We start from the raw sequence: 22,048 nt of genomic DNA on the forward strand, positions 1-22,048 counted from the left end.
AGCAGACTACGGGGCAGAGGCCGTCATTGCAGCCTCCAAGGCATCGATGAACAGGGCAGCGACATCGCACCCCGTCTGGTCAAAGATCTCCTGGAAGCAGGTGGGACTCGTGACGTTGATCTCGGTAACGCAATCGCCGATCACATCCACTCCAGCCAGCAGCAGGCCCCGCGCCTGAAGCGCAGGCCCCAAGGCGTTACCGATTTCCCAGTCCCGTGTCGACAACGGCTTGGCAACACCCTTGCCTCCGGCAGCTAGGTTGCCCCGGACTTCGCTGCCCTGCGGGATGCGCGCCAGGCAAAAAGGCACTGGTGCCCCCCCGATGATGAGGACACGTTTGTCGCCTTCGACGATCTCCGGCAAGAACTTCTGAACCATGACACTTTGCGCGCCGTGGCGGTTCAGGGTTTCGGTAATGCTTCCCAGGTTGAGCCCATCCGGGCCCACGCGGAAGATTCCCATGCCGCCCATGCCGTCGAGCGGCTTGAGAATGATGTCCCCGTGCTCTGCATGAAAACGCTGAATGTCTGCGGCATCCCGCGTCACCAGAGTGGGCCCGATGAATTCCGGAAACTCCATGATCGCCAGCTTCTCTGGGTGGTCGCGCAGCGCACGGGGCTTGTTGAACACACGGGCGCCGTCACGCTCAGCCTGCTCCAGCAGGTGTGTCGCATAGAAATACTCGCTGTCGAAAGGCGGGTCCTTGCGCATCAGCACAGCGTCGAAGCTGGCCAAGGGTGCACTGCGCTCGGGCTGTGCGGCGTACCACTGCACCGGGTCTGCTGTCAGTTGGATGTCGCACACTCGGGCCGTCACCTTGCTGCCACGCTGCCAGGTAATGTGCTGCGGCTCGCACACCGCCAAGGTGTGCCCGCGCCGCTGAGCCTCGCGCATCATGGCGAATGTCGTGTCCTTGTAGATCTTGAAGCTTTGCAGAGGATCGGCAATGAAGAGCAGTTTCATGGTGTCGGGTCAGAAAGGTGTGCAGGTGCTGCCAATGGCAGATCACTTGCAGGCAGATAAGAAGAACAGGGAGCGACGCATGCAGTGCGCCGTGTACCTCACGCTGGTAAACGCCTGTACTGTTGCACAAATAGCGCAAAGCTGCCCGCGAACACCACGCCGCTGAGCGTCACCAGAAACGTAGAGGGTGTTGCACTTGAGATTTGAGGCCGCCAAGCGCCAGGGCCTGAAAACACCTTAGAACCTGTTCAAATCTCAATCTTGGACCCGAGTTCGACCACCGCATTGTTCGGCAGATGCAGGAAGTCTGCCGCTCCGCTGGCGTTGTGGTGCATCTGGGCAAACAGCTTTTCGCGCCAGGGGGCCATGCCGCCGCCCATGGTGGGGATGACCGTATCGCGCGAGAGGAAGTAGCTGGTCGTCATGGCCTCCAGCTCGCAGCCCCGGCCGCGCAGCAGCTCCAGCGCGCGGGGTACGTCAGGGTCGTTCTTGAAGCCGTAGTGGATCACCACCTGCCAGCAGTCGTGGCCCAGCGGTTCGACCTGCAGGCGCTTGTCCAGGCCGATCCAGGGGGTTTCGTGGTTGTGCACTGTGACGAACAGGTTCTGCTGATGCAGCACCTTGTTGTGCTTGAGATTGTGCAAAAGCGCATTGGGCACTGCGCCGGTTTCGGCAGTGAGGAACACTGCGGTGCCATCCACGCGCGTGGGCGGACTGACGAACACCGACTCCAGGAAGTCCTTGAGGTCGATTGCGTCGGCACGCAACTTGTCATTCAGCAGGCGGCGCCCTTCCTTCCACGTCATCATCAACGAGAACACGATGCCCCCAATCAGCAGCGGGAACCAGCCGCCCTGGAACAGCTTGAGCAGGTTGGACGCAAAAAACGCCAGGTCCACCACAAAGAAACAGCCGGTGGCCGCAATACACAACGCCAGCGGGTAGCCCCAGCCATAGCGGATTACGAAGAAAGTCAGCGTGGTGGTGATCAGCATGTCCAGCGTCACGGCAATGCCGTAAGCCGCCGCCAGGTTGCTGGACGAGCGGAACATCACCACCGCAAGAACGATGGCGGCGAACAGCCCCCAGTTGACCAGCGGCATGTAAATCTGCCCCGTGTCGCGCACGCTGGTGTGCTGGATATTCAGTCGGGGCAGGTAGCCCAACTGAATCACCTGCTTGGTCACGCTGAAGGCGCCAGTGATAAGGGCTTGCGACGCGATCACCGTGGCCATGGTGGCCAACACCACCAGCGGGATCAGCGCCCAGTCGGGTGCCATCATGTAGAAGGGGTTCTTCACGGCTTCGGGCTCGGCCAGCAGCAGTGCGCCCTGGCCAAAGTAATTGAGCGTGAGCGCCGGCATGGCCACGCCAAACCAAGCCAGGCGAATGGGCCGCTTGCCAAAGTGGCCCAGATCGGCATACAGGGCCTCGGCGCCGGTCACGCACAACACCACCGCACCCAGGATGATGAAGCTGGTGCCCGGGTTGGCCCACATGAACCCGACTGCATGGTGCGGGCTCAACGCCCAGAGGATTTCGGGGTGGCCCACGATGTGAGAGACCCCCAGGAGGGCAATGCTGAAAAACCACACCAGCGTGATGGGCCCGAAGAACTTGCCGATCCCGCTGGTCCCGCGCTTTTGTACGGCAAACAGGCAAAACAGCACGACCAGGGTGATGGGAATCACGTACTGCTTGAAATGGGGCGAGACCACCTCCAGCCCTTCCACCGCCGACAACACCGAAATGGCGGGGGTGATGACGCCGTCACCATAAAACAGCGAGGTGCCGAAGATACCCACTGCCAGCAGCACGCCACGCAGCCGGGGTTTGTCCTTCACGGCCTGCGAAGCCAGGGCCAGCATCGCGATCAGCCCGCCTTCGCCATGGTTGTCGGCGCGCAGCACCAGCACCACGTATTTCAGCGAAACAATGACGGTCAGCGTCCAGAAGAAGATCGAAAGAATGCCGTAGATGTTGTCTTGCGTGAACGGCACATGGCCGGACCCGAACACTTCTTTGACGGCATACAGCACACTGGTGCCGATATCGCCATACACAACACCGATGGCGCCCAGCGTGAGCGCTGCGAGCGATGACTTGGAGCTTTGCACTGACCGCACCCGACACACAAGGGTCGCCGGGTTCCGTTACTTTTGGGAACGCTATTGTGCGCTTGCGCCCGATCAAGCGCCTGGAGGCCACACCCAATGTTGCAACGCAGCAACTCATCCTTGGCAGTCGTGGGCCGGCGTGGCAGGCAGCGTCCCCTGGCTGGAGGGAACGCGCCGTGGGCAATTCAGGGAGAACGCTAGTCGTACACCTCGGCGTCGGGGTTGGTGGCCTCCAGCTCATAGCTGGCTGCCAGCATCGCCAGGCGGCCCACCACGCCATACATATAGAAGCGGTTGGGCGCACTCACCCCCGGGCGCACGCCAGGCTGGGGCATATGGGTGCTGTGCTCAAAGGCCAGCGGCACGAAGCTGGCGCCCGGTGCATTGAGGTTTTCGTCCACGCCGCGCTCGGCATGCATGCGGTAGAAACCGCCCACCACGTAGCGGTCCATCATGTAGACCACAGGCTCGGCCACGGCCTCGTGCACACGCTCTTGGGTCAACACGCCTTCCTGGATGATGAGGTCGTTGACCGGCTGGCCGTCCTTGATGACGGCCATCTTGTTCTTGGTCTTGCGGTTGACCGCATCCAGCTCCTTGGCATCGCGCACGGTCATGATGCCCATGCCGTAGGTGCCGTTGTTGGCCTTGACGATGACAAACGGCTTTTCGTTGATGCCGTATTCCTTGTACTTGCGGCGCACCTTGGTCAAAAGCGCATCCACCGTGGTCTGCAGCTTGTCCATGCCTTTGTCTTCGGCAAAGTCCACCTCGTCGCACTGGCTGTACATGGGGTTGATGAGCCAGGGGTCGATACCCAGCATCTTGCCAAAACGCTTGGCCACCTCTTCGTAGTTCTTGAAGTGGGTACTCTTGCGGCGCACGCTCCAGCCCGCGTGCAGCGGCGGCAGCAGGTACTGCTCGTGGATGTCTTCCAGGATGCCGGGGGCGCCGGCCGAGAGATCGTTGTTGAGCAGGATGGTGCAGGGGTCAAAGTCCTTGAGGCCCAGGCGGCGCTTGGTGCGCACCACGGGCTCCAGCGTCACCGTGTCGCCGTTGGGCAATTCGATCAGCGTGGGCTTCTTGATTTCGGGGCTGATGGAGCCCACGCGCACGTTGAGCCCGGCCATGTTGAAGATGCGCTGCAGCTGCACCACGTTGGCCAGGTAGAAGGTGTTGCGTGTGTGGTTCTCCGGAATGATCAAGAGGTTGCGCGCCTCGGGGCAGATCTTCTCGATGGCAGCCATGGCGGCCTGCACGGCCAGGGGCAGCATCTCCTTGGTCAGGTTGTTCCAGCCGCCGGGGAACAGGTTGGTGTCCACGGGCGCGAGCTTGAAGCCGGCATTGCGGATGTCCACCGAGGTATAGAACGGCGGCGTATGCTCCATCCATTCCAGCCGGAACCAGCGTTCGATGGCGGGCATCGAGTCGAGAACGCGCTGTTCGAGTTCGTTGATCGGCCCTGTCAGGGCCGTGATGAGATGCGGAACCATGGGAAGCCCTCAGAGGAGACGGGAACGATTGCAATCCATTGTAGGGTTGGGGCGTGACCGGACCTTCGCAAGCCCGCCGGGCGGATTTTTCGGGTAGCCCCGCTCAGCGCCGCCAAAACGCCGGGGTGAGCAAGGCCATGAAGCTCAGAATCTCCAGCCGCCCCAGCAGCATGGCCAGGGAGCACACCCAGATCTGGAAATCGGTCAGCACGGCGTAGTTGGACGCAGGCCCCACGCTGCCCAGGCCTGGGCCCGCACAGTTCACGCTGGCCAACACCACGGAAAAAGCCGTCACCGGGTCCAGATCGGTCAACAGCATGACCATGCTGAGCCCGAAGATGGTGCCCCCATAGACCAGCATGAAGGCCAACACCGAAAAGATCACTCGGTTGTCCACCACGGCATCGCCTAGCCGCACGGGCTGCACCGCGCGCGGATGCACCAGCCGGTTCATCTCGCGGCGCGCCTGCTTGACGAGAATGAGCATGCGCACCATCTTGATCCCGCCGCCCGTGGAGCCGGCACTGGTGGCCACGCCCGACAGCAGCAGCATGAACACGGGCGCAAACACCGGCCAGGCGAGGTAGTCCACCGTGGCGTAGCCGGTGGTGGTGGCCAGCGACACCAGGTTGAACATGCCGTGGCGCAGCGCATCGAGCGGCCCATACACGCCCTTGGCCCACAGCAGCAGAGCCACCACCAGCCCGCCGCCGATCAGCGCAAACAGCGTGGCCCGCAGCTCCGGGTCACGCCAGAAACCACCCCAGTGGCCCTTGCGAAATGCCACAAAGTACAGCGCAAAGTTGCAGCTGGCCACCAGCATGAAGAAGATGCAGATCACCTCCAGCAGGGGCGACTGGAAGTAGCCAAAGCTCAGGTCGTGCGACGACAGCCCGCCCAGGCTCACGGTGGTGAACATGTGCATCAGCGCATCCAGTGGCGCCATGCCCCCGGCCCAGTAGGCCAGGCCGCACAGCGTGGAGAACAGCGCATACACCCCCCAGAGCCCCTTGGCCGTACCGGTCATGCGCGGCGTGAGCTTGGTGTCCTTCAGCGGCCCGGCCGCCTCGGCCTTGAACAGCTGACTGCCACCCACCCCCAGCAGCGGCAGCACGGCGACGGCCAGGATGAGGATGCCCATGCCGCCCATCCACTGCAAAAAGGTGCGCCACACGTTGACCGACACCGGCAAGGCGTCCAGGCCCGCGAGCACGGTGGAGCCCGTGGTGGTGAGCCCCGACACAGCCTCGAAGTAGGCATGCGTGAACGACATCGGCTGCCCGGTGTAGTGCCCCGCCAGGATCAGAGGCAGCGCGGCAGAAAGGGGAAGCAGCATCCACACCAGCGAGACCAGCATCACGCCATGGCGCGGTTGCAGTTCTTGCCGGAACAACCGCAGCCGCCACCACAGCCAGGCCCCCGCCAGCATCGTGGCCCCCATGGACAACGGGTACACAAACCAGACACCATCGCCCGTCCACAAAGACACCGCCAGCGGCAGCCCCATGGCCAGCGCAAAGATCATGATCAGGATGCCCAGCACCCGCAAAACGGGAAACATGTCCGTCATGGTGATCTCGCCAAGCCTGGGGTCGGGTCAGAAAAAGGTCGCGCTCACGCGGAAGAGCTTTTCCACGTCACGTACCCGCCGCTTGTTGGGCAGGAAGAACACCACATGGTCGTTGCTCTCGATCACCGTCGCGCTGCGCGGGATGATGACCTCGGGCTCGCGTGGGTGGCCCGGGACAGGGTCGGAGGCATCGGGCAGCCCGCGCACAATCAGGCCGATGTGCACGTCGCGCGGCAGCTGCAGCTCGCTGACCTTGCGGCCCACCACGCGCGAGCTTTTGCGGTCGCCGCGCGCCACGATCTCCAGCGCCTCGGCCACGCCACGGCGCAGACTGTGCACGGCCTGCACGTCGCCCTGGCGCACATAGGCCAGCAGCTCGCCCAGCATGGCCTGCGCGGGCGACAGCGCGATGTCGATCTGCGTGCCGTGCATCAGGTCGGCATAGCTGCGCCGGTTGATGAGGGCCAGCACCCGGCTTGCGCCCATGCGCTTGGCCAGCAGGCAGGACATGATGTTGTCCTCGTCATCGTCGGTGAGCGCGAGGAAGAGGTCCACCTCCTCGATGCCTTCATCACCCAGCAGGTCTTCATCGGTGGTATCGCCCTGCAGCACCAGCACGTCTGAGGGCAGCGCCGACGCCAGTGCCACGCAGCGCTCGGCATGGTCTTCAATGATCTTGATGTGAAAGCGCCCTGGCGTCTGCGCCAGTTGCCGCGCCAGGCGCAAGCCCACCCCACCGCCGCCCGCAATCATGATGCGGCGCACCGGCTGGGCCTGCTGCGAGGTAGGGCGGTGCAAGGCCGCCAGCACCTGGGAAATGTGCTCATGCGCCGCCAGCACAAACACCTCGTCGCCCGGCTCGATACGGGTGGCGCCGTCGCAGGCGATGAAGCGATCGGGCTCGTCGGCAAAACGGCGGTAGATGGCCACCATGCGCATCGCCATCTCGGGCGCACGCTCGCGCAGCTCGCCAATCGTGGGGCCCACCATGGGCGCACCGGGCCGAGCCCGGCCCGACACCAGGCAGGCGCGGCCGCCCGCAAACTCGCGCACCTGCATGGCCTCGGGGTATTCGATCAGCTTGCCGATGTAGCGGGTCAGGGACTCTTCGGGGCAGATGATGCGGTCCACGCCAAAGCCCTCGGGGCCGGTCAGCCGCTCATCCAGCGTGAATCCGTTGGAACGCACCCGCGCGATGCGCTTGGGGATGTTGAACACCAGCTGCGCCACCTTGCAGCACACCAGGTTGGTCTCGTCCTGTGCAGCGCAGGCGATCAGCAGATCGGTGTCCTCGGCGCCCGCCTCGGCCAACACGGCCGGTTCGATGCCATTGCCCACCACCCCGCGCAGGTCAAAGCGCGACTCCAGGTCGCGCAGGCGGGCTGCATCGGTGTCGATGACTGTGATGTCGTTGCGCTCGGACACCAGGCTGTCTGCCACGCTCTGGCCCACACGGCCCGCGCCGAGGATGATGATTTTCATAAGAAATTGGGCCTTAGCGCTTTACAGGCAAGCGCTAGCAGCTATGAAATAAGGAGCAAATCAACCCCGCACCTCACCCTCGCCCAGCACCACGTACTTGAGTGAGGTCAGCCCTTCGATGCCCACCGGCCCACGCGCATGGAACTTGTCGGTGCTGATGCCGATTTCGGCGCCCAGGCCGTACTCAAAACCATCGGCAAACCGCGTGCTGGCGTTCACCATCACGCTGGCCGAATCCACCTCGCGCAGGAACTGCTGGGCGTGCATGTGGTCACGCGTCAGGATGGCATCGGTGTGGTGGCTCGAATAGTGGTTGATGTGGGCAATGGCCTCGTCCACACCGGCCACCACCTTCACGCTGATGATCGGGGCCAGGTATTCCTCGCTCCAGTCCTGCTCGGTGGCGGGCACCAGCTGGGCACCGGGCACCGAGGCCAGGATGGCCAGCGACTCAGGGCAGCCGCGCATCTCCACGCCCTTGGCGGCATACACAGCGCCGATCTGGGGCAAGAATTCGGCCGCCACGCCGCGCGCCACCAGCAGGCCTTCGCTCGCGTTGCAGGGGCTGTATTTGTTGGTCTTGGCGTTGTCGGCCACCTTCACCGCCATGGCGATGTCGCAGGGGTCGTCCACATAGGTGTGGCAGTTGCCGTCCAGGTGCTTGATCACGGGCACCTTGGCATCGCGGCTGATGCGCTCGATCAGCCCCTTGCCGCCGCGCGGGATGATCACGTCCACAAACTGCGGCATGGCAATCAGCTGGCCCACGGCCTCGCGGTCCGTGGTCTGCACCAGCTGCACGCCGTGCTCCGGCAGGCCCGCCTCCGCCAGTGCCTGCTGCACCAGCTTGGCCAGCGCCTTGTTCGAATCAATCGCCTCGGAGCCACCACGCAGGATGCAGGCATTGCCGCTCTTGATCGACAGCGACGCGGCCTCAATGGTCACATTGGGGCGGCTCTCATAGATCATGCCGAACACACCGATCGGCACGCGCATCTGCCCCACACGGATGCCGCTGGGCTGCTGCTTCATTCCCAGGATCTCGCCAATGATGTCGGGCATGGCGGCGAGCTGCTCGCAGCCTTCGGCGCAGGTCTCCAGCACCTTGGGGCTGAGCTTGAGGCGGTCCACCATGGGCTCGGCCAGGCCGTTGGCCACAGCGCGCTCCAGGTCTTTGGCGTTGTCGATCTGCAGCGAAGCCACGTTCTCACGCAGCAAGCGGGCCAGCGCCTTGAGCGCTTTGTTTTTGATAGCTGCTGGCGCTTTGGCCATCAGCGCAGAGGCCGTTTTGGCCTGGAGACCGAGAGAATGCGTGTATTCGGCGACGTTGAGAGCGTTCATCCAGCGATTTTGCCGCACTTGGCTTTACCCTTGCGGCCTTGCCCTACTCGCATATCCTTGGCCATGACCACCACCGCCCCCGCCCAGCTCGTCGCCCTGACCGAAGCCTTGCAGGCCTTTGAACGCGGCGACCACACCGCCGCCACCCTGAGCACCCTGGCCCGCCAGCAAACCACCCTGCTGGCCGCCCTGCCCCCACGCTACGGCGAGGTGCTGCTGAACCTGCTGGACCGGCTGGAGTCGAGCGCGCTGTTTTCGGAGGAAAGCTGCTCATTCAGCCAGAAGGATCTGGTGGCCAACCTGCGGATGTGGGCGGACAAAGCGCGCGGGGTGCTGGAGCAGCCCTGAAGCCCACGGGCACACAAAGTCGCCACTACATCTTTGATAGCTACTTGCGCTTACTGGATAAGCGCCAGAGGCCAAAAACACTCAAATTTATCGGCCAACCTTACCGCGCGGCCTGGGTCAGCCTGCACACCTGCAACGCAAGCCTCTGCAGCGCCTGCCACCCGTCCGTGGGCCAATCGGGCTGCTTGAGCCCCTTGACGATGCCGTCCACGATATGCGCCGACTGCAGCAGGCGCGCCAGCGCCGCGTCGCTGGCCCTGGGCAGGATACGTTCGTACAGCTTTTCCTTGGCGCCCCACACCCGGTTTTCGCGCAGGGCCATGGGCAGAGGGCGGCCGGCGTTCATGGCGTCTTTCACGCGCTTCAAGGCGCGGATGTCTTCGGCCAGCGCCCAGTGCACCAGCACTTCGGCCTCGCCCTCGGCCTGCAGGCCGTCGAGCATGCGCTGCACGCGGGCGGTATGGCCTGAGAGCACGGATTCAGAGAGCTTGAACACGTCGTAGCGCGCCACATTGAGCACAGCGGCTTCGACCTGGGCCTGTGTCAGCTCGCCGGGGGGGTGGAGCAATGCGAGCTTTTGGATCTCCTGGTGGGCGGCGAGCAGATTGCCCTCCACCCGGTCTGCAAAGAACTGCAGCGTGCGCTGGCCTTCCTCGCCCGCCACCACGCGCTGGCCCTGGGCGGCCAAGCGCTGGGCGATCCACTGCGGCAGCATGCCGCGCTCGATGGGGTCGATCTGGATCGAGGTGCCGCTGGATTCCAGCGCCGCAAACCATGCGCCCGTGCGTGTGGCCTTGTCCAGGCGCGGCAGCATCACCAGCGTGAGCGTGCTGTCGTTGCCCTTGGCGGATTCAGCAATCTGCTGCAGCGCCACGCCACCATCCTTGCCGGGCTTGCCCGAGGGGATGCGGATCTCGACGATCTGCTTGTCGGCAAACAGGCTCAAGCTGCCGCCAGCTGCCAGCACAGCGCTCCAGTCAAAGTGAGCGCCTGCTACCGTGTACGAGGTGCGTTCGGTATAGCCCTGGGCACGGGCCGTGGCGCGGATGGCGTCTGCCGCCTCCTGCTGCAGCAGGGGCTCGTCGCCATGCAGCACGTAAAGCGGCGACAGGCCCCGTTGAAGATGCGGTGAGAGTTGGGCCAGGGCGACTTGCATGCGGCAAAGTTTATCGCCTGGGCAGGCCCGGCACTGTGCACATTGCCAGCAAATGCCCTCACAGTGCACAAGAGAGACCGCGATCTAATCAGCTGCAGTGCTATTCACTGGCGCCCAAAGCCCCGAGAATTCCCCCGGGGCGCGTATACGCGCCCGTACCGACATCGACTGCCTTCCCAGAAAGCCCCCGCACCATGCCACCCAACGCCCTGCGCAGCGCCCAGCCCACCAGCCTGATCGGCGCCCCCACCGACATCGGCGCCGGGGCGCGCGGCGCCTCCATGGGGCCCGAGGCCCTGCGCGTGGCGGGCCTGCAGGCAGCGCTGGAGTCGCACGGACTGCAGGTGTTTGACCGGGGCAACTTGAGTGGCCCCGCCAACCCCTGGCAGCCGCCCGTGGACGGTTACCGACACCTGCCCGAGGTGGTGGAGTGGAACCAGCGGGTGTTTGACGCCGTGTATGCCGAACTGCAATTGGGCCACCTGCCCATCCTGCTGGGTGGCGACCACTGCCTGGGCCTGGGCAGCATCAGCGCCGTGGCCCGCCATTGCGCGGAGGTGGGTAAGAAGCTGCGGGTGCTGTGGCTGGATGCCCATGCCGACTTCAATACCAGTGCACTCACGCCCAGCGGCAATGTGCATGGCATGCCCGTGGCCTGCCTGTGCGGGTTCGGCCCCGAGGCGCTGACCGGGCTGGCCCGCATGCCGGGCGGTGGCGCAGCGCTGCACCCGTCGCAGATCCGGCAGATCGGCATCCGCAGCGTGGACGCGGGCGAAAAGCGCTTTGTGCATGAGCAGGGCCTGGAGGTGTTCGACATGCGCTACATCGACGAGGTGGGCATGCGCCAGACCATGCAGCAGGCGCTGGCCGGACTGGATGCACACACCCACCTGCATGTGAGCTTTGATGTGGACTTTCTGGACCCCGACATCGCGCCCGGCGTTGGCACCACGGTGCCCGGCGGCCCCACCTACCGCGAGGCGCAGTTGTGCATGGAGATGATTGCCGACAGCGGGCGCCTGGCCTCGCTGGACATTGTGGAACTCAACCCCGCGCTCGATGTGCGCAACCGCACTGCGGTGCTGGCGGTGGACCTGGTGGAGTCGCTGTTTGGCAAAAGTACGCTCATGCGGACATCCCCCTGAGCACCTGCGCCTCGCCCATCACGAACGCCCGGCACGGCGCTGTAGCTGCCTGCTGCTCTGCGCTACCGCCAAGAGGCCACAGCCCCACGCCTGGGCTCAGCGCTTGGCCGCTGCCAGGCGGCGCATAAGCTGCTGCACCAGGTCGGTCCGCATGTTGCGGTAGAGCAGTGCTTCCTCAGCCTCCTTGGCCAGGGCGATGGTTTCGTTGTAGCTGATGTCGCGCTGCTGCAGCAGCTCGGTCTCGGGAATCAGTTCGGCACCTGCCGGGGTACGCAGCCGGAACCTGATGCGCAGGCGCAGCTGCAGTTCGCGCACCTGGCCCGAGGCATTGAGCCCCACCACCGCGCGCTCCTGCTGCTCCTGCAGCACATCCAGAATGGCATCGGCCGTGGGCATGGCCGCCGGGTCGCGCAGCAGCTGCAGCTTGCCGCCCGAACCCTCCAGCGTGCGCTGCAACTCCCGCGCGAGGGGCGAGCCTGCAGGTGCGGCGATGTAGAGCGAGTCAAACCCGAACTCGGGCACGCCCCGCAGCCGAAATCCGCAAGCGGACAGCAGGGCCACGGGCGCGAGGGAGAGCAGTGTGCGCTTGTTCATGGGGGCTATACCACCACGTTCACGAGGCGGCCAGGCACCACAATGACGCGCTTGGGTGCAGCGCCTGCAGCCTGGGCCACAAACGCCTCGCTGGCCAGGGCAATGCGTTCGATCTCGGCCTTGTCGGCCTGTGCGGGCACATGGATGGAGCCGCGCAGCTTGCCGTTGACCTGCAGCATGAGCTCGATCTCGTCCTGCACCAGCGCGTTCGCATCGACCTGGGGCCAGGGTGCATCCAGCAGGTCGCCCAGTTCGGCCGCGTAACCCAGGCCGCTCCAGAGGCTGTGCGCAATGTGGGGGGTGGCCGGGTACAGGCAGCGCAGCAGGATGCCAAAGCCTTCGATCAGCGCCACCTGAGCACCAGCCGAGTCGGTGGCCTTGAAGTCTTCGAGCGCGTTGATCATCTTCATCGCGCCGGAGACCACGGTGTTGTACTGCATGCGCTGGTAGTCGTAGTCCACCTGCTTGAGCACGGTGTGGATCTCCAGGCGCAGGGCCTTGGCTTCTTTGCCAAACTCAACGTCTTTCAGACTGCTGGCGCTTGCCACGCTTGCGCTTGCAGCTCCCATATCCATAGCAGACAGCTTGAGGCCGAAGTTCCACACCCGGCGCAGGAAGCGGTAGCTGCCTTCCACCGCCGCGTCGTTCCACTCCAGCGTGGCTTCGGGCGGGGCGGTGAACATGGTGTACAGGCGGGCGGTGTCGGCGCCGTACTTCTCGATCAGGTCCTGCGGGTCCACGCCGTTGTTCTTGGACTTGGACATGGTGCCCACGCCCTCGTAGTCGATGGGCGTGCCCACGGGCAACAGGCCGTCGCCGCTGGTGGCTTCGTTCTTCAGCTTGGCGCCGATGATCTTGCCGCCTTCGTCCAGCACGTGCTCCACGTCGTGCGGCCAGAAGTAGTCCTTGCCGCCCTTGGCGGTGCGGCGGCTGTAGATGTGGTTGAGCACCATGCCTTGCGTGAGCAGCTTGGTGAAGGGCTCGTCCACTTTCACCAAGCCCAGGTCGCGCATGACCTTGGTCCAGAAGCGGGCGTACAGCAGGTGCAGGATGGCGTGTTCGATACCGCCGATGTACTGGTCCATCGGCATCCAGTAGTCGGCGCCACCGGCCACCATCGCATCGGCGTTCTTGGGGTCGCAATACCGCATGAAGTACCACGAGCTGTCCACGAAGGTGTCCATGGTGTCCGTCTCGCGGCGGGCGGCCTTGCCGCACACGGGGCAGGTCACGCCCGCGTGGAAGCCTTCGTGCTTGTGCAGCGGGTTGCCCGAGCCATCGGGGATGCAGTCTTGCGGCAGCACCACGGGCAGGTCTTTTTCGGGCACGGGCACGGCGCCGTGTTCATCGCAGTGGATGATGGGGATCGGCGTGCCCCAGTAGCGCTGGCGGCTCACGCCCCAGTCGCGCAGGCGCCAGGTGGTCTTCTTCTCGCCCAGGCCCTTCTGCTCCAGCGCATGGGCCACGGCGTTCACGGCTTCCTTGTACGACAGGCCGCTGAAGCTGTCGGAGTTGATGGTCACGCCACGTTGCTTGTCGCCGTACCAGTCGTTCCATTGGTGGTAGTCGAAGTGTTCGCCATCGACCAGCACGACCTGCTTGATCTCGATGCCGTACTTGAGGGCGAACGCGAAGTCGCGCTCGTCGTGCGCGGGCACGCCCATCACGGCGCCGTCGCCATAGCCCATGAGCACGTAGTTGCCGACCCAGACCTCGACCTTCTCTTCGGTCAGCGGGTGGGTGACGAACAGCCCCGTGGGCACGCCCTTCTTCTCTTGCGTGGCCAGCTCGGCCTCGGTCGTGCCGCCGCTCTTGCATTCTTCGATGAAGGCCTTGAGCGTGGGATTGGTTTTGGCGGCATGGGCGGCCAGCGGGTGCTCGGGCGCCACGGCGCAGAAGGTCACGCCCATGATGGTGTCGGCGCGCGTGGTGAACACGTACATCTTGCCGTCGCCGATCAATGCGCCATCGTCGCCTGCAATGTCGTGCGTGAAGGCGAAGCGCACGCCCTCAGACTTGCCGATCCAGTTCTCCTGCATCAGCTTCACGCGCTCGGGCCAGCCGGGCAGCTTGTCGCCGGTGACGAAGTCCAGCAACTCTTCGGCGTAGTCGGTGATCTTGAGGTAGTAGCCAGGGATCTCGCGCTTTTCGACCACCGCACCCGTGCGCCAGCCCTTGCCGTCAATCACCTGCTCGTTGGCCAGCACGGTCTGGTCCACCGGGTCCCAGTTCACGACCTGGGTCTTGCGGTAGGCAATGCCCTTTTCGAGCATTTTCAGGAACAGCCACTGGTTCCACTTGTAGTACTCAGGGTCGCAGGTGGCCACTTCGCGGCTCCAGTCGATGGCCAGGCCCATGGCCTGCATCTGCTTTTTCATGTAGGCGATGTTTTCGTACGTCCACTTGGCAGGGGGCACACCATTCTTCAGCGCCGCGTTCTCGGCGGGCAGGCCAAACGCATCCCAGCCCATAGGCATCAGCACGTTGTGGCCGTTCATGCGCAGGTAGCGCGTGAGCATGTCGTTGATGGTGTAGTTGCGCACATGGCCCATGTGCAGCTTGCCGCTGGGGTACGGCAGCATCGAGCAGGCGTAGAACTTCTTCTTGTTGGCGTCTTCCGTCACGCGGTAGGCATCGGTGGCGGTCCAGTGGCCATGGGCGGCGCGCTCGACGTCTTGGGGAGAGTATTTGTCTTGCATGGGGGCTCGGGGGTGAGAGGGAGGTGCAGCCGCAGGGCCGCGCTGCAGGGATTTTAGGCTGTCAGGCCCCACCTTCCGCGCCTGCCGCCGCCAGCGGCCTGCGCAGAACGGCTGGCACGGCAGCGCACGGCGGTTTCAGGGGGCCTTGGCAGGGGCAGACGGCGCGCCTGCGGCCGGTGGCTCGGCCACAAAGCCGATGCGCTGCAGCCCGGCCAGATGCGCTGCGCCCATGACCTCGACCACGCGCCCGTAGGGCACTGCGGCGTCAGCGCGCAGCTGGATTTCGGTGTCGGGCCGTTCGGCGCCGATGCGGCGCAGGCGCTCAGCCAACGCGCTCTGCGACAGCGGCTGGTCGTCCAGAAAGGCTTGGCCCGACGCATCGACCACAAGGGTAACGAACTGCGGCGCACTACCGGGCGTGGCGCCCTCGGAGCGTGGCAGGTCGAGCCGGATGGAGCTGGCCAGCAGCGGTGCCGTGAGGATGAAGATGACCACCAGCACCAGCATCACATCGACCAGCGGCGTCATGTTGATGTCGCTCATGGGCTGTGGCCCGGTGGTGCGTTCGAGACGTCCGAAGGCCATGATGGATTCAACCTCCCTGGCGCTCAGGGCCGGGAATCGGCGGGGGCGACCGTGTCAATGACCAGTTCGCGCAGGTCGCGCGCAAACCCCTCCAGGTCCGCCTCGATGCGACCGATCAGCCGCCCAAACACGTTGTAGGCCAGCACGGCGGGTATGGCCACGGCCAGCCCGGCCGCCGTCATGACGAGGGCCTCGCCCACAGGGCCGGAGACGCGGTCGATGGTGATCTGGCCCGCGCCCGCCATGGCCGTCAGCGCATGGTAGATGCCCCACACGGTGCCCAGCAGCCCCACGAACGGCGCGGTGGAGCCCACCGTGGCCAGCAGCACCTGGCCAAACTGCAGGCGCCCCAGCACGCCATGCAGGGCATCGCGCAGCACCCGGGTCAACCGCTGAGACAGGCTGCCCGCGCTGGCCAATGAGGCCGGGGCATCGGGCAGAGAATGATTTGCTATTGAATTTGCAGCAACCACCAGAGGCAAGACCAGCGCAGCGCGGTCAAAAGACTGCAAACGTTGTGCTGCAACCTCCATGGATGGCGCCTGCCAGAACGCCGCAGTGCAGCGGGCCACATCGGCACTGGCCTGGCGCATGAGCCGCAGCTTCCAGACGATGACCACCCAGCTTGCCACCGACATGGCCAGGAGCACCAGTGCGGCACCCTGCGTGACGGCGTCGCCCTGGCGCCACCAGTGGAGAGCGTCCATCAATACCTCGCTATTTGGCGCATCGCCCGCAACTGGCGCGCCCGAAGCCAGTGCCACCGTGGAACTGGCTTCGCCAGGCCACGGGTGGCGTCCCCCTGCAGGGGGAAGATGCGAAGCATCTCAGGGGGTTTCTCATTGCAGACCGAGCACGTCGAACATGTCGAACATGCCCGTCTTGTGCCCAGCGAGGAACCGCACCGCCCGCAGGCTGCCCTGTGCGTAGGTGGAGCGACTGGAAGACTTGTGCGTGATCTCGATGCGCTCGCCGATGCCCGCGAACAGCACGGTGTGATCGCCCACGATGTCACCACCCCGGATGGTGGCAAAACCGATGCTCGACGGATCGCGCTCACCAGTGACACCTTCGCGGGCGTACACGCCACATTCCTTGAGGTCGCGCCCCATGGCGTCGGCAATCACCTCGCCCATCTTGAGCGCGGTGCCCGAGGGCGCATCCACCTTGTGGCGATGGTGGGCTTCGATGATCTCGATGTCGTAGCCCGTGGCCATGGCCTTGGCCGCCATCTGCAGCAGCTTGAGGGTGACGTTCACGCCCACACTCATGTTGGGCGCCATGACGATGGCGGTGCGCTGGGCAAAGACGGCAATCTCGGCCTTCTGCGCATCGGTGAAGCCCGTGGTACCCACCACGGCTTTCACCCCGAGTTCGCAGCACACGGCGAGATGGGCCAGGGTGCCCTCAGGGCGTGTGAAATCAATCAGAACGTCGGAGTTTTTCAGGCCCGCAGCAATGTCGGCCGTGATGGCAACACCGCTGGCATGGCCCAGAAACGCGGTGGCATCCGAACCGATGCCGGGGCTGGACGGCACGTCCAGCGCGCCTGCCAGCACACAGTCATCACTGGCGCGAAGGGCCTCGATCAGCATGCGGCCCATGCGACCGGATGCACCGGCAACGGCAACACGGAGGGGGCGCGAGGGCGTGGATGCGGGGGCAGGCGAAGGGGTCCCTGTCATGAGTGTCCTGTACGTTGTCGTTGGCTTTGAAGTGAGGCGGGCATCGATCGACCCGTTGCCCCACCGGCCAGATCGCGAAAATCAGCGTGCTGGGGCTTCCAGCGGCGGGTAGCTGACAGAAGCAGGCTCCAGCGGGGGCGCTGTCGGGGAGGCAGATGGCCGTTGCGACGCAGGGTAGCGGGCCAGTTGCTCCGGTGTGGCCTCCAGCACAGGCACCTTGCTTTTGGAGCCACGCGAGCCCAGTGTGGCCACGAACTCGGTCTCTGTGGGCATGGGATCGCCTTCGGAGCGGTCCAACCCATCGCCCTTGAAATACACGGTCAGCTTGCGGGTCTGGGCTTCTTCACCGGGGCGCTTGAGCGTGAACACGTATTCCCAGCGGTCTGCATGGAACAGGCTGGTGACCAGCGGCGTACCGAGGACTTCACGCACCTGCTGGCGGCTCATGCCGGGCTGGAGCGCCTCGACCTGCTCGCGCGACACAAAATTGCCCTGCACCACATCGATTTTGTAGGGAGTGACAATGCTGGCAATGCGGGTACTGGCACCATCCAGACTACTGCAACCGGCCAGGGCGGCCACGCTGGCACCGACCAAAAGGACCAGGCCCAGGCGGGCGCTGCAACGGGCTTTGACGGGCATGGGTAAAAGGGCTGAGGATATGATCGCCCCATTGTAGCGGCAGGCCTTCTGACCTTGAGGCCGGGCCCGCATCCCGAAAGACCATGCCATGACCAACATCGACGAACTCAAAAGCACGGGACTCAAGGCCACGCTGCCCCGCCTGAAGATTCTGGAGATCTTCCAGAAAGGCGAGCAACGCCATATGACGGCCGAAGATGTGTTCCGCGTGCTGCTGGAAGAGCGTTCGGACATTGGCCTGGCCACGGTCTACCGCGTGCTCACGCAGTTCGAGCAGGCCAGCATCCTGATCCGCAGCAATTTCGAGAGCGGCAAGGCGGTGTACGAACTCAACGAAGGGCAGCACCACGACCACTTCATCTGCACGTCGTGCGGCAAGGTGGAGGAGTTCTACGACCCCGAGATTGAAAAACGCCAGCAGGCCGTGGCCAAGGCCAAGGGCTGGCTGGTGCAGGACCACACCATGGCCCTGTATGGCCAGTGCGCTGCCTGCGCTAGCAAGTAAGCCCCCCTGAGTCGCCTTCGGCGCCTTCCCCCGAGGGGGACGCACCCAGTGGCCCGGCGAAGCCGGTTCCACGGGTGCACTGATATTGGCGCGCGCCAGTTTCGCAGTATCTGAACCTAAATTGGCTGTAGCGCCTGCCTGCCAAGCGCCGGCAGCTATCAAATACGCAGCATACTAGCCGCCTGTATCGCGCTCCATGGCGCGGCGATGGCGCTCCACAAATTCCTGGTAGGTATCAATGCCGCGCAGCTGCAGGATGGTGTTGCGCACGGCGGCTTCGACGAGCACGGCGATGTTGCGGCCAGCCACCACCTGGATCACCACCTTGAGCACCGGCACGCCAAGCACGTCTTGCGTGAGTGGCTCATAGGGCAGGCGCTCGTAGTCGCGCTCCAGGGTCTCCTTGCGCACCAGGTGCACGATGAGTTTGAGGCGCATCTTGCGGCGCACGGCCGTCTCGCCAAAGATGGCTCGGATATCGAGCAGACCGATGCCGCGCACTTCCAGCAGGTTCTGCAGCAGATCGGGGCACTTGCCTTCGATGGTGGTCTGGTTGATGCGGTACAGGTCCACCGCGTCGTCGGCCACCAGGCCGTTGCCGCGCGAAATCAGCTCCAGGCCCAGCTCGCTTTTCCCCAGGCCAGATTCGCCGGTGATCAGCACCCCCAGCCCGAGAATGTCCATGAACACGCCGTGCATGGTGGTGCGGTCGGCAAAGTGCTTGGACAGGTAGGCACGCAGCACGTCGATCACAAACGCCGAGGACTCGTGCGTGGAGAACATCGGGATCTGCGCGCGTTCGCACATCGACACCAGCGCATCGGGGGCGGTCTGGTCGTCGGCCAGCACCAGCACGGGCGGCTCCAGCGTCACGATGCGGGCAATGCGACGCTTGCAATCGTCGGGAGACGCGCTGCTCAGATAGGCAATCTCGCGCTCGCCCAGGATCTGGACGCGGTAGGGATGGATGTAATTGAGGTAGCCGACCAGATCGGCCCCGGAGCGCGCGGACCGCACGGCCACTTCGTCAAAGCGCCGCTCGGAAGCGCCCAGCCCGGCCACCCACTCCCACTTCAGGGGGCCGCGAAATTCCTCAAACAGAACATCGGCGCTGACAACATTGGGCTTCACGGCGAATCAGCGAAAGTGCGCAGCGCCAGACAGGCTCAGGCCGTTTGCGTGGACTGCCAGCCGGCAATCATGCCGTGCAGTTCGGCAGCATCGGTGCAGGCCTTGAGCCTTTCACGCAGGGCCGAATCGCTGAGCAGTTCGGCAATCTCGGAGAGGATTTCGAGGTGCTTCTGTGTGGCGGCTTCAGGCACCAGCAGAAAAATCAGCAGGCCCACAGGCAATTCGTCTGGCGCATCGAACCCGATGGGGTTCAGCAGCTGGAACACGGCAGCCATCGGTGCCTTGAGGCCCTTGATGCGCCCGTGGGGAATGGCCACGCCATGGCCCAGTCCGGTGGAGCCCAGGCGTTCACGCGCAAAGAGGCTGTCGGTGATCAACGCGCGCGAGAGACCGTGCTGGCTCTCAAACAGCAGACCCGCTTCTTCAAAAGCACGCTTCTTGCTGGTGGCGTCAACGCTCACAAGCACTTGAGCGGAGGGCAGGATGGAGGCGAGTCGGTTCATGGTCAAGGGTAACAATTATGCACATATTGGCGAAAACCCTGAGCGCGGCGCTGTGGGCAACAAAAAAACCGCCCGAAAGGGGCGGCTGCTGTGCCAGGCTCAGGGCTGGCGCATCAAGCGTGCAGTTCGCGCTTGGCGGCTTCGTGGTGGTGGTCCTGCAGGCGATCCTTGTGGCGCACCACCTGACGGTCCATCTTGTCGACCAGTTCATCCACGGCAGCATACAGGTCGGCGTGGGAGCTTTCGGCAAACAGGTCGTTGCCCTTCACATGGATATTGCATTCCGCTCGCTGCCGCTTTTCCTTCTCCTTTTGCTTCTCTACCGTCAGCAGTACCTTGACGTCGACAACTTGGTCAAAATGGCGGGTGATCCGGTCCAGCTTGGTGGTGACGTAGTTGCGCAAGGCTGGGGTAACTTCGAGGTGGTGACCGCTGATCGTCAGGTTCATAAATAAGTCTCCTGTAACACTCTCTGTGGAAGAAGCGCCGCCCTGGATCAGAGGAGCGGCCCGGCGAACTTGGATGCATCCCGTTGACGTGAAGTCACTATGCCCCCGCCCTTCCTGAAAAGCAATCCCATTCCGCCCCGACCCGCTGGGTTATGCCCGCCAAGGTGCCAAGCCTCCAAAAAGCGCGCACAATGGCTGAGTTGCCGGGGAGCACACGCCCCGCCAGTCGGCAGTTGCTCAGCGTGCCGAAGGCGCTGCACCGTGCAGCGTCAACCGCCCTGCCACCACCATCGACAGCAGGCTCGCGGCAATACCCACCAGCGCCGCCATCCAGTAGTTCTGCACCAGTCCCTGCGCGTCGCGGCTGATCAGCATCCCGCCCACCAAAGACGCCGCCCCCATGGCCGCAGACTGCACCGATGCGTTCAAGGTCATGAAGGTACCGCGCAGCGGTGCCTGCGCCGCAGAGGCCACGATGGCCATGCCCGGAATCATCCGGCCGCTCACAAAGGCAAACATCAGGGTGGACACCGCCAGAATGCCCCACAGCGGCAGCCCCTGCACCAGCGTGATGCCCAACAGGCAGGGCGCCGCAGCCAGGGCCAGCCAGCGAAAGGTTCGCACCTTGCCGCGCAGGTCCGTCAACCGGCCAAACAGGCGCGCGGTGAACAGGGTCGCGACACCTCCGCACAGGTAGGCCACCGGAATCTGGTCGGCCCGCACACCGGCATTGGTCTGCATGTAGATGGTGATGTAGGGAATCACCGTAAAACCTGTAAACATGAGCAACGCGGAGAACAGGAACGCCCAGCGATGGTTCGGGTCGGCAAGCACTTGTCCGATGCCGCCCAGCGCCGTTCTGCCGCTGGCCGCCTGCACATGGGCCGTCATCGCCGGCATGGTGCGCGCCGCCAGCACGGCCAGCAGCCCCACCATCGCGGCAATCGCAATGAACGGCATGTTCCAGCCGCCCACCTCGGCAAGAATCAGCCCCAGCGGAACACCGGCCACGGTCGATACCGAGAACGAGGTCATCACGATGCCCATCGCACGGCCGCGCCGCTCGAACGGGATCACGTCAGCCACGATGGTTTGCGACAGGGCCGACAAGACACCCCCGAATGCCCCCGCCAAAACGCGCGCCACCATGAGCGTGCCGTAGGTGGGCGCCACGCCACAGGCCAGTGTGGCCAGCCCAAACAGGACGTAGAGGACCAGCAGCAGCCGCTTGCGCCCGAACCGGTCGATGTAGGTGGAGGCCAGCAACCCCGACACCCCGGCCGACAGCGTATACGCCGACACCAGCAGCCCGAACTGCGCGTCGCTGATGGAAAAAAGCTGCGTGAACCGAGGCCCCAGCGGCATCATGATCATGAAGTCAAGGATGTGGGTAAACTGAATGCCCGCCAGGGTGAGCAGCAGCCAAAGTTCGCGGCGGGGAGTGAGCGCAGAGGTGGAGGGCACAGGGGGCGCGGCCGAAGGTGGCACTGTCAGATTCAGGGCCACACAGTGTGCCGCAAGCTCGTCGAGCGCGCAGGTCCACACTAGCGCCCTCATACACGCCGGTACATGCCCTTGCCGAGTCCCCACCGAGCCCTTGCCGCAGACACGCGTCAGACCCGCGCGTAAAATCCGAAGGT

20 protein-coding genes are annotated in these 22,048 nt (G+C 64.5%); 3 read left to right on the top strand and 17 right to left on the bottom strand.

The features are described 5' to 3' along the window. Positions 1–6: 6 nt before the first annotated feature. The 6 genes from gshB to ACSQ22_RS20270 all read right to left on the bottom strand — a co-directional run bounded on the left by gshB (position 7) and on the right by ACSQ22_RS20270 (position 8,966). Entirely contained in the window at positions 7–963 is a 957-nt protein-coding gene (gene gshB, locus ACSQ22_RS20245) for a glutathione synthase (protein WP_436131365.1), read from the bottom strand. A 248-nt stretch (positions 964–1,211) separates the two neighbouring features. Next, positions 1,212–3,080 carry a potassium transporter Kup gene (locus ACSQ22_RS20250; protein WP_121421466.1) on the bottom strand — a complete coding sequence of 623 codons (1,869 nt, stop codon included), beginning with the start codon at positions 3,078–3,080 and terminating at the stop codon, positions 1,212–1,214. 197 nt (positions 3,081–3,277) lie between these two features. Next, entirely contained in the window at positions 3,278–4,573 is a 1,296-nt protein-coding gene (gshA, locus tag ACSQ22_RS20255) for a glutamate--cysteine ligase (protein ID WP_055395416.1), read from the bottom strand. A 103-nt stretch (positions 4,574–4,676) separates the two neighbouring features. Then, positions 4,677–6,143, bottom strand: a complete 1,467-nt coding sequence (locus ACSQ22_RS20260; RefSeq protein WP_055395418.1) for a TrkH family potassium uptake protein — start codon at positions 6,141–6,143, stop codon at positions 4,677–4,679. Positions 6,144–6,170: 27 nt separating this feature from the next. Next, the gene (gene trkA, locus ACSQ22_RS20265) at positions 6,171–7,625 is read right to left on the bottom strand and encodes a Trk system potassium transporter TrkA (protein ID WP_207402024.1); all 1,455 of its coding nucleotides are present in this window, start codon (positions 7,623–7,625) and stop codon (positions 6,171–6,173) included. Between the two features lie 60 nt (positions 7,626–7,685). Beyond that, on the bottom strand, positions 7,686–8,966 hold the full coding sequence (locus tag ACSQ22_RS20270) for a glutamate-5-semialdehyde dehydrogenase (RefSeq protein WP_436131366.1): 1,281 nt from the start codon (positions 8,964–8,966) through the stop codon (positions 7,686–7,688). Positions 8,967–9,029: 63 nt separating this feature from the next. Here ACSQ22_RS20270 and ACSQ22_RS20275 point away from each other — a divergent pair, with 63 nt between their 5' ends. Continuing rightward, on the top strand, positions 9,030–9,314 hold the full coding sequence (locus ACSQ22_RS20275; RefSeq protein ID WP_156358621.1) for a hypothetical protein: 285 nt from the start codon (positions 9,030–9,032) through the stop codon (positions 9,312–9,314). A gap of 100 nt (positions 9,315–9,414) precedes the next feature. On the opposite strand, the gene holA is transcribed toward ACSQ22_RS20275, so the two are convergent. Next, positions 9,415–10,470, bottom strand: a complete 1,056-nt coding sequence (gene holA / locus ACSQ22_RS20280; RefSeq protein WP_228900239.1) for a DNA polymerase III subunit delta — start codon at positions 10,468–10,470, stop codon at positions 9,415–9,417. Positions 10,471–10,664: 194 nt separating this feature from the next. Here holA and rocF point away from each other — a divergent pair, with 194 nt between their 5' ends. Beyond that, positions 10,665–11,615, top strand: a complete 951-nt coding sequence (gene rocF, locus ACSQ22_RS20285) for an arginase (protein WP_426305481.1) — start codon at positions 10,665–10,667, stop codon at positions 11,613–11,615. Positions 11,616–11,711: 96 nt separating this feature from the next. On the opposite strand, the gene ACSQ22_RS20290 is transcribed toward rocF, so the two are convergent. From ACSQ22_RS20290 to ACSQ22_RS20315, 6 genes are all read right to left on the bottom strand, one after another. After that, complete coding sequence (locus ACSQ22_RS20290; RefSeq protein WP_055395428.1) at positions 11,712–12,209, bottom strand: LPS-assembly lipoprotein LptE; 498 nt, start codon at positions 12,207–12,209, stop codon at positions 11,712–11,714. Positions 12,210–12,214: 5 nt separating this feature from the next. Then, positions 12,215–14,908, bottom strand: coding sequence for a leucine--tRNA ligase (gene leuS / locus ACSQ22_RS20295; protein WP_436131367.1), 2,694 nt, complete (start codon positions 14,906–14,908; stop codon positions 12,215–12,217). 135 nt (positions 14,909–15,043) lie between these two features. Next, the gene (locus ACSQ22_RS20300; protein ID WP_055395432.1) at positions 15,044–15,493 is read right to left on the bottom strand and encodes an ExbD/TolR family protein; all 450 of its coding nucleotides are present in this window, start codon (positions 15,491–15,493) and stop codon (positions 15,044–15,046) included. Between the two features lie 23 nt (positions 15,494–15,516). Further along, positions 15,517–16,200: a MotA/TolQ/ExbB proton channel family protein gene (locus ACSQ22_RS20305; protein WP_055395433.1), complete on the bottom strand. Its 684-nt coding sequence runs from the start codon at positions 16,198–16,200 to the stop codon at positions 15,517–15,519. A gap of 132 nt (positions 16,201–16,332) precedes the next feature. Continuing rightward, the gene (gene dapB / locus ACSQ22_RS20310; RefSeq protein WP_436131368.1) at positions 16,333–17,178 is read right to left on the bottom strand and encodes a 4-hydroxy-tetrahydrodipicolinate reductase; all 846 of its coding nucleotides are present in this window, start codon (positions 17,176–17,178) and stop codon (positions 16,333–16,335) included. A gap of 81 nt (positions 17,179–17,259) precedes the next feature. Then, positions 17,260–17,820: an outer membrane protein assembly factor BamE gene (locus ACSQ22_RS20315; protein ID WP_436131369.1), complete on the bottom strand. Its 561-nt coding sequence runs from the start codon at positions 17,818–17,820 to the stop codon at positions 17,260–17,262. Between the two features lie 88 nt (positions 17,821–17,908). Between ACSQ22_RS20315 and fur the strand changes: the two genes are divergently transcribed. Beyond that, a complete protein-coding gene (fur, locus tag ACSQ22_RS20320; protein WP_055395436.1) occupies positions 17,909–18,325 on the top strand; it encodes a ferric iron uptake transcriptional regulator in 417 nt (138 codons plus the stop codon). A gap of 174 nt (positions 18,326–18,499) precedes the next feature. Here fur and hprK read toward each other — a convergent pair whose 3' ends face one another. The 4 genes from hprK to ACSQ22_RS20340 form a co-directional block, all read right to left on the bottom strand. After that, on the bottom strand, positions 18,500–19,456 hold the full coding sequence (gene hprK / locus ACSQ22_RS20325; protein WP_055395437.1) for an HPr(Ser) kinase/phosphatase: 957 nt from the start codon (positions 19,454–19,456) through the stop codon (positions 18,500–18,502). 35 nt (positions 19,457–19,491) lie between these two features. After that, positions 19,492–19,959: a PTS sugar transporter subunit IIA gene (locus ACSQ22_RS20330; protein WP_055395439.1), complete on the bottom strand. Its 468-nt coding sequence runs from the start codon at positions 19,957–19,959 to the stop codon at positions 19,492–19,494. Between the two features lie 113 nt (positions 19,960–20,072). Continuing rightward, positions 20,073–20,408 carry a ribosome hibernation-promoting factor, HPF/YfiA family gene (gene hpf, locus ACSQ22_RS20335; protein ID WP_010464246.1) on the bottom strand — a complete coding sequence of 112 codons (336 nt, stop codon included), beginning with the start codon at positions 20,406–20,408 and terminating at the stop codon, positions 20,073–20,075. Positions 20,409–20,645: 237 nt separating this feature from the next. Continuing rightward, positions 20,646–21,872 (bottom strand): MFS transporter, encoded by a 1,227-nt coding sequence (locus ACSQ22_RS20340; protein ID WP_436131370.1) that lies wholly within the window; start codon positions 21,870–21,872, stop codon positions 20,646–20,648. Between the last annotated feature and the right edge of the window lie 176 nt (positions 21,873–22,048).

The organism is Acidovorax sp. LjRoot38 (assembly GCF_964252975.1).
In the GTDB taxonomy this organism is placed as follows: Bacteria; Pseudomonadota; Gammaproteobacteria; order Burkholderiales; family Burkholderiaceae_C; genus Acidovorax; species Acidovorax facilis.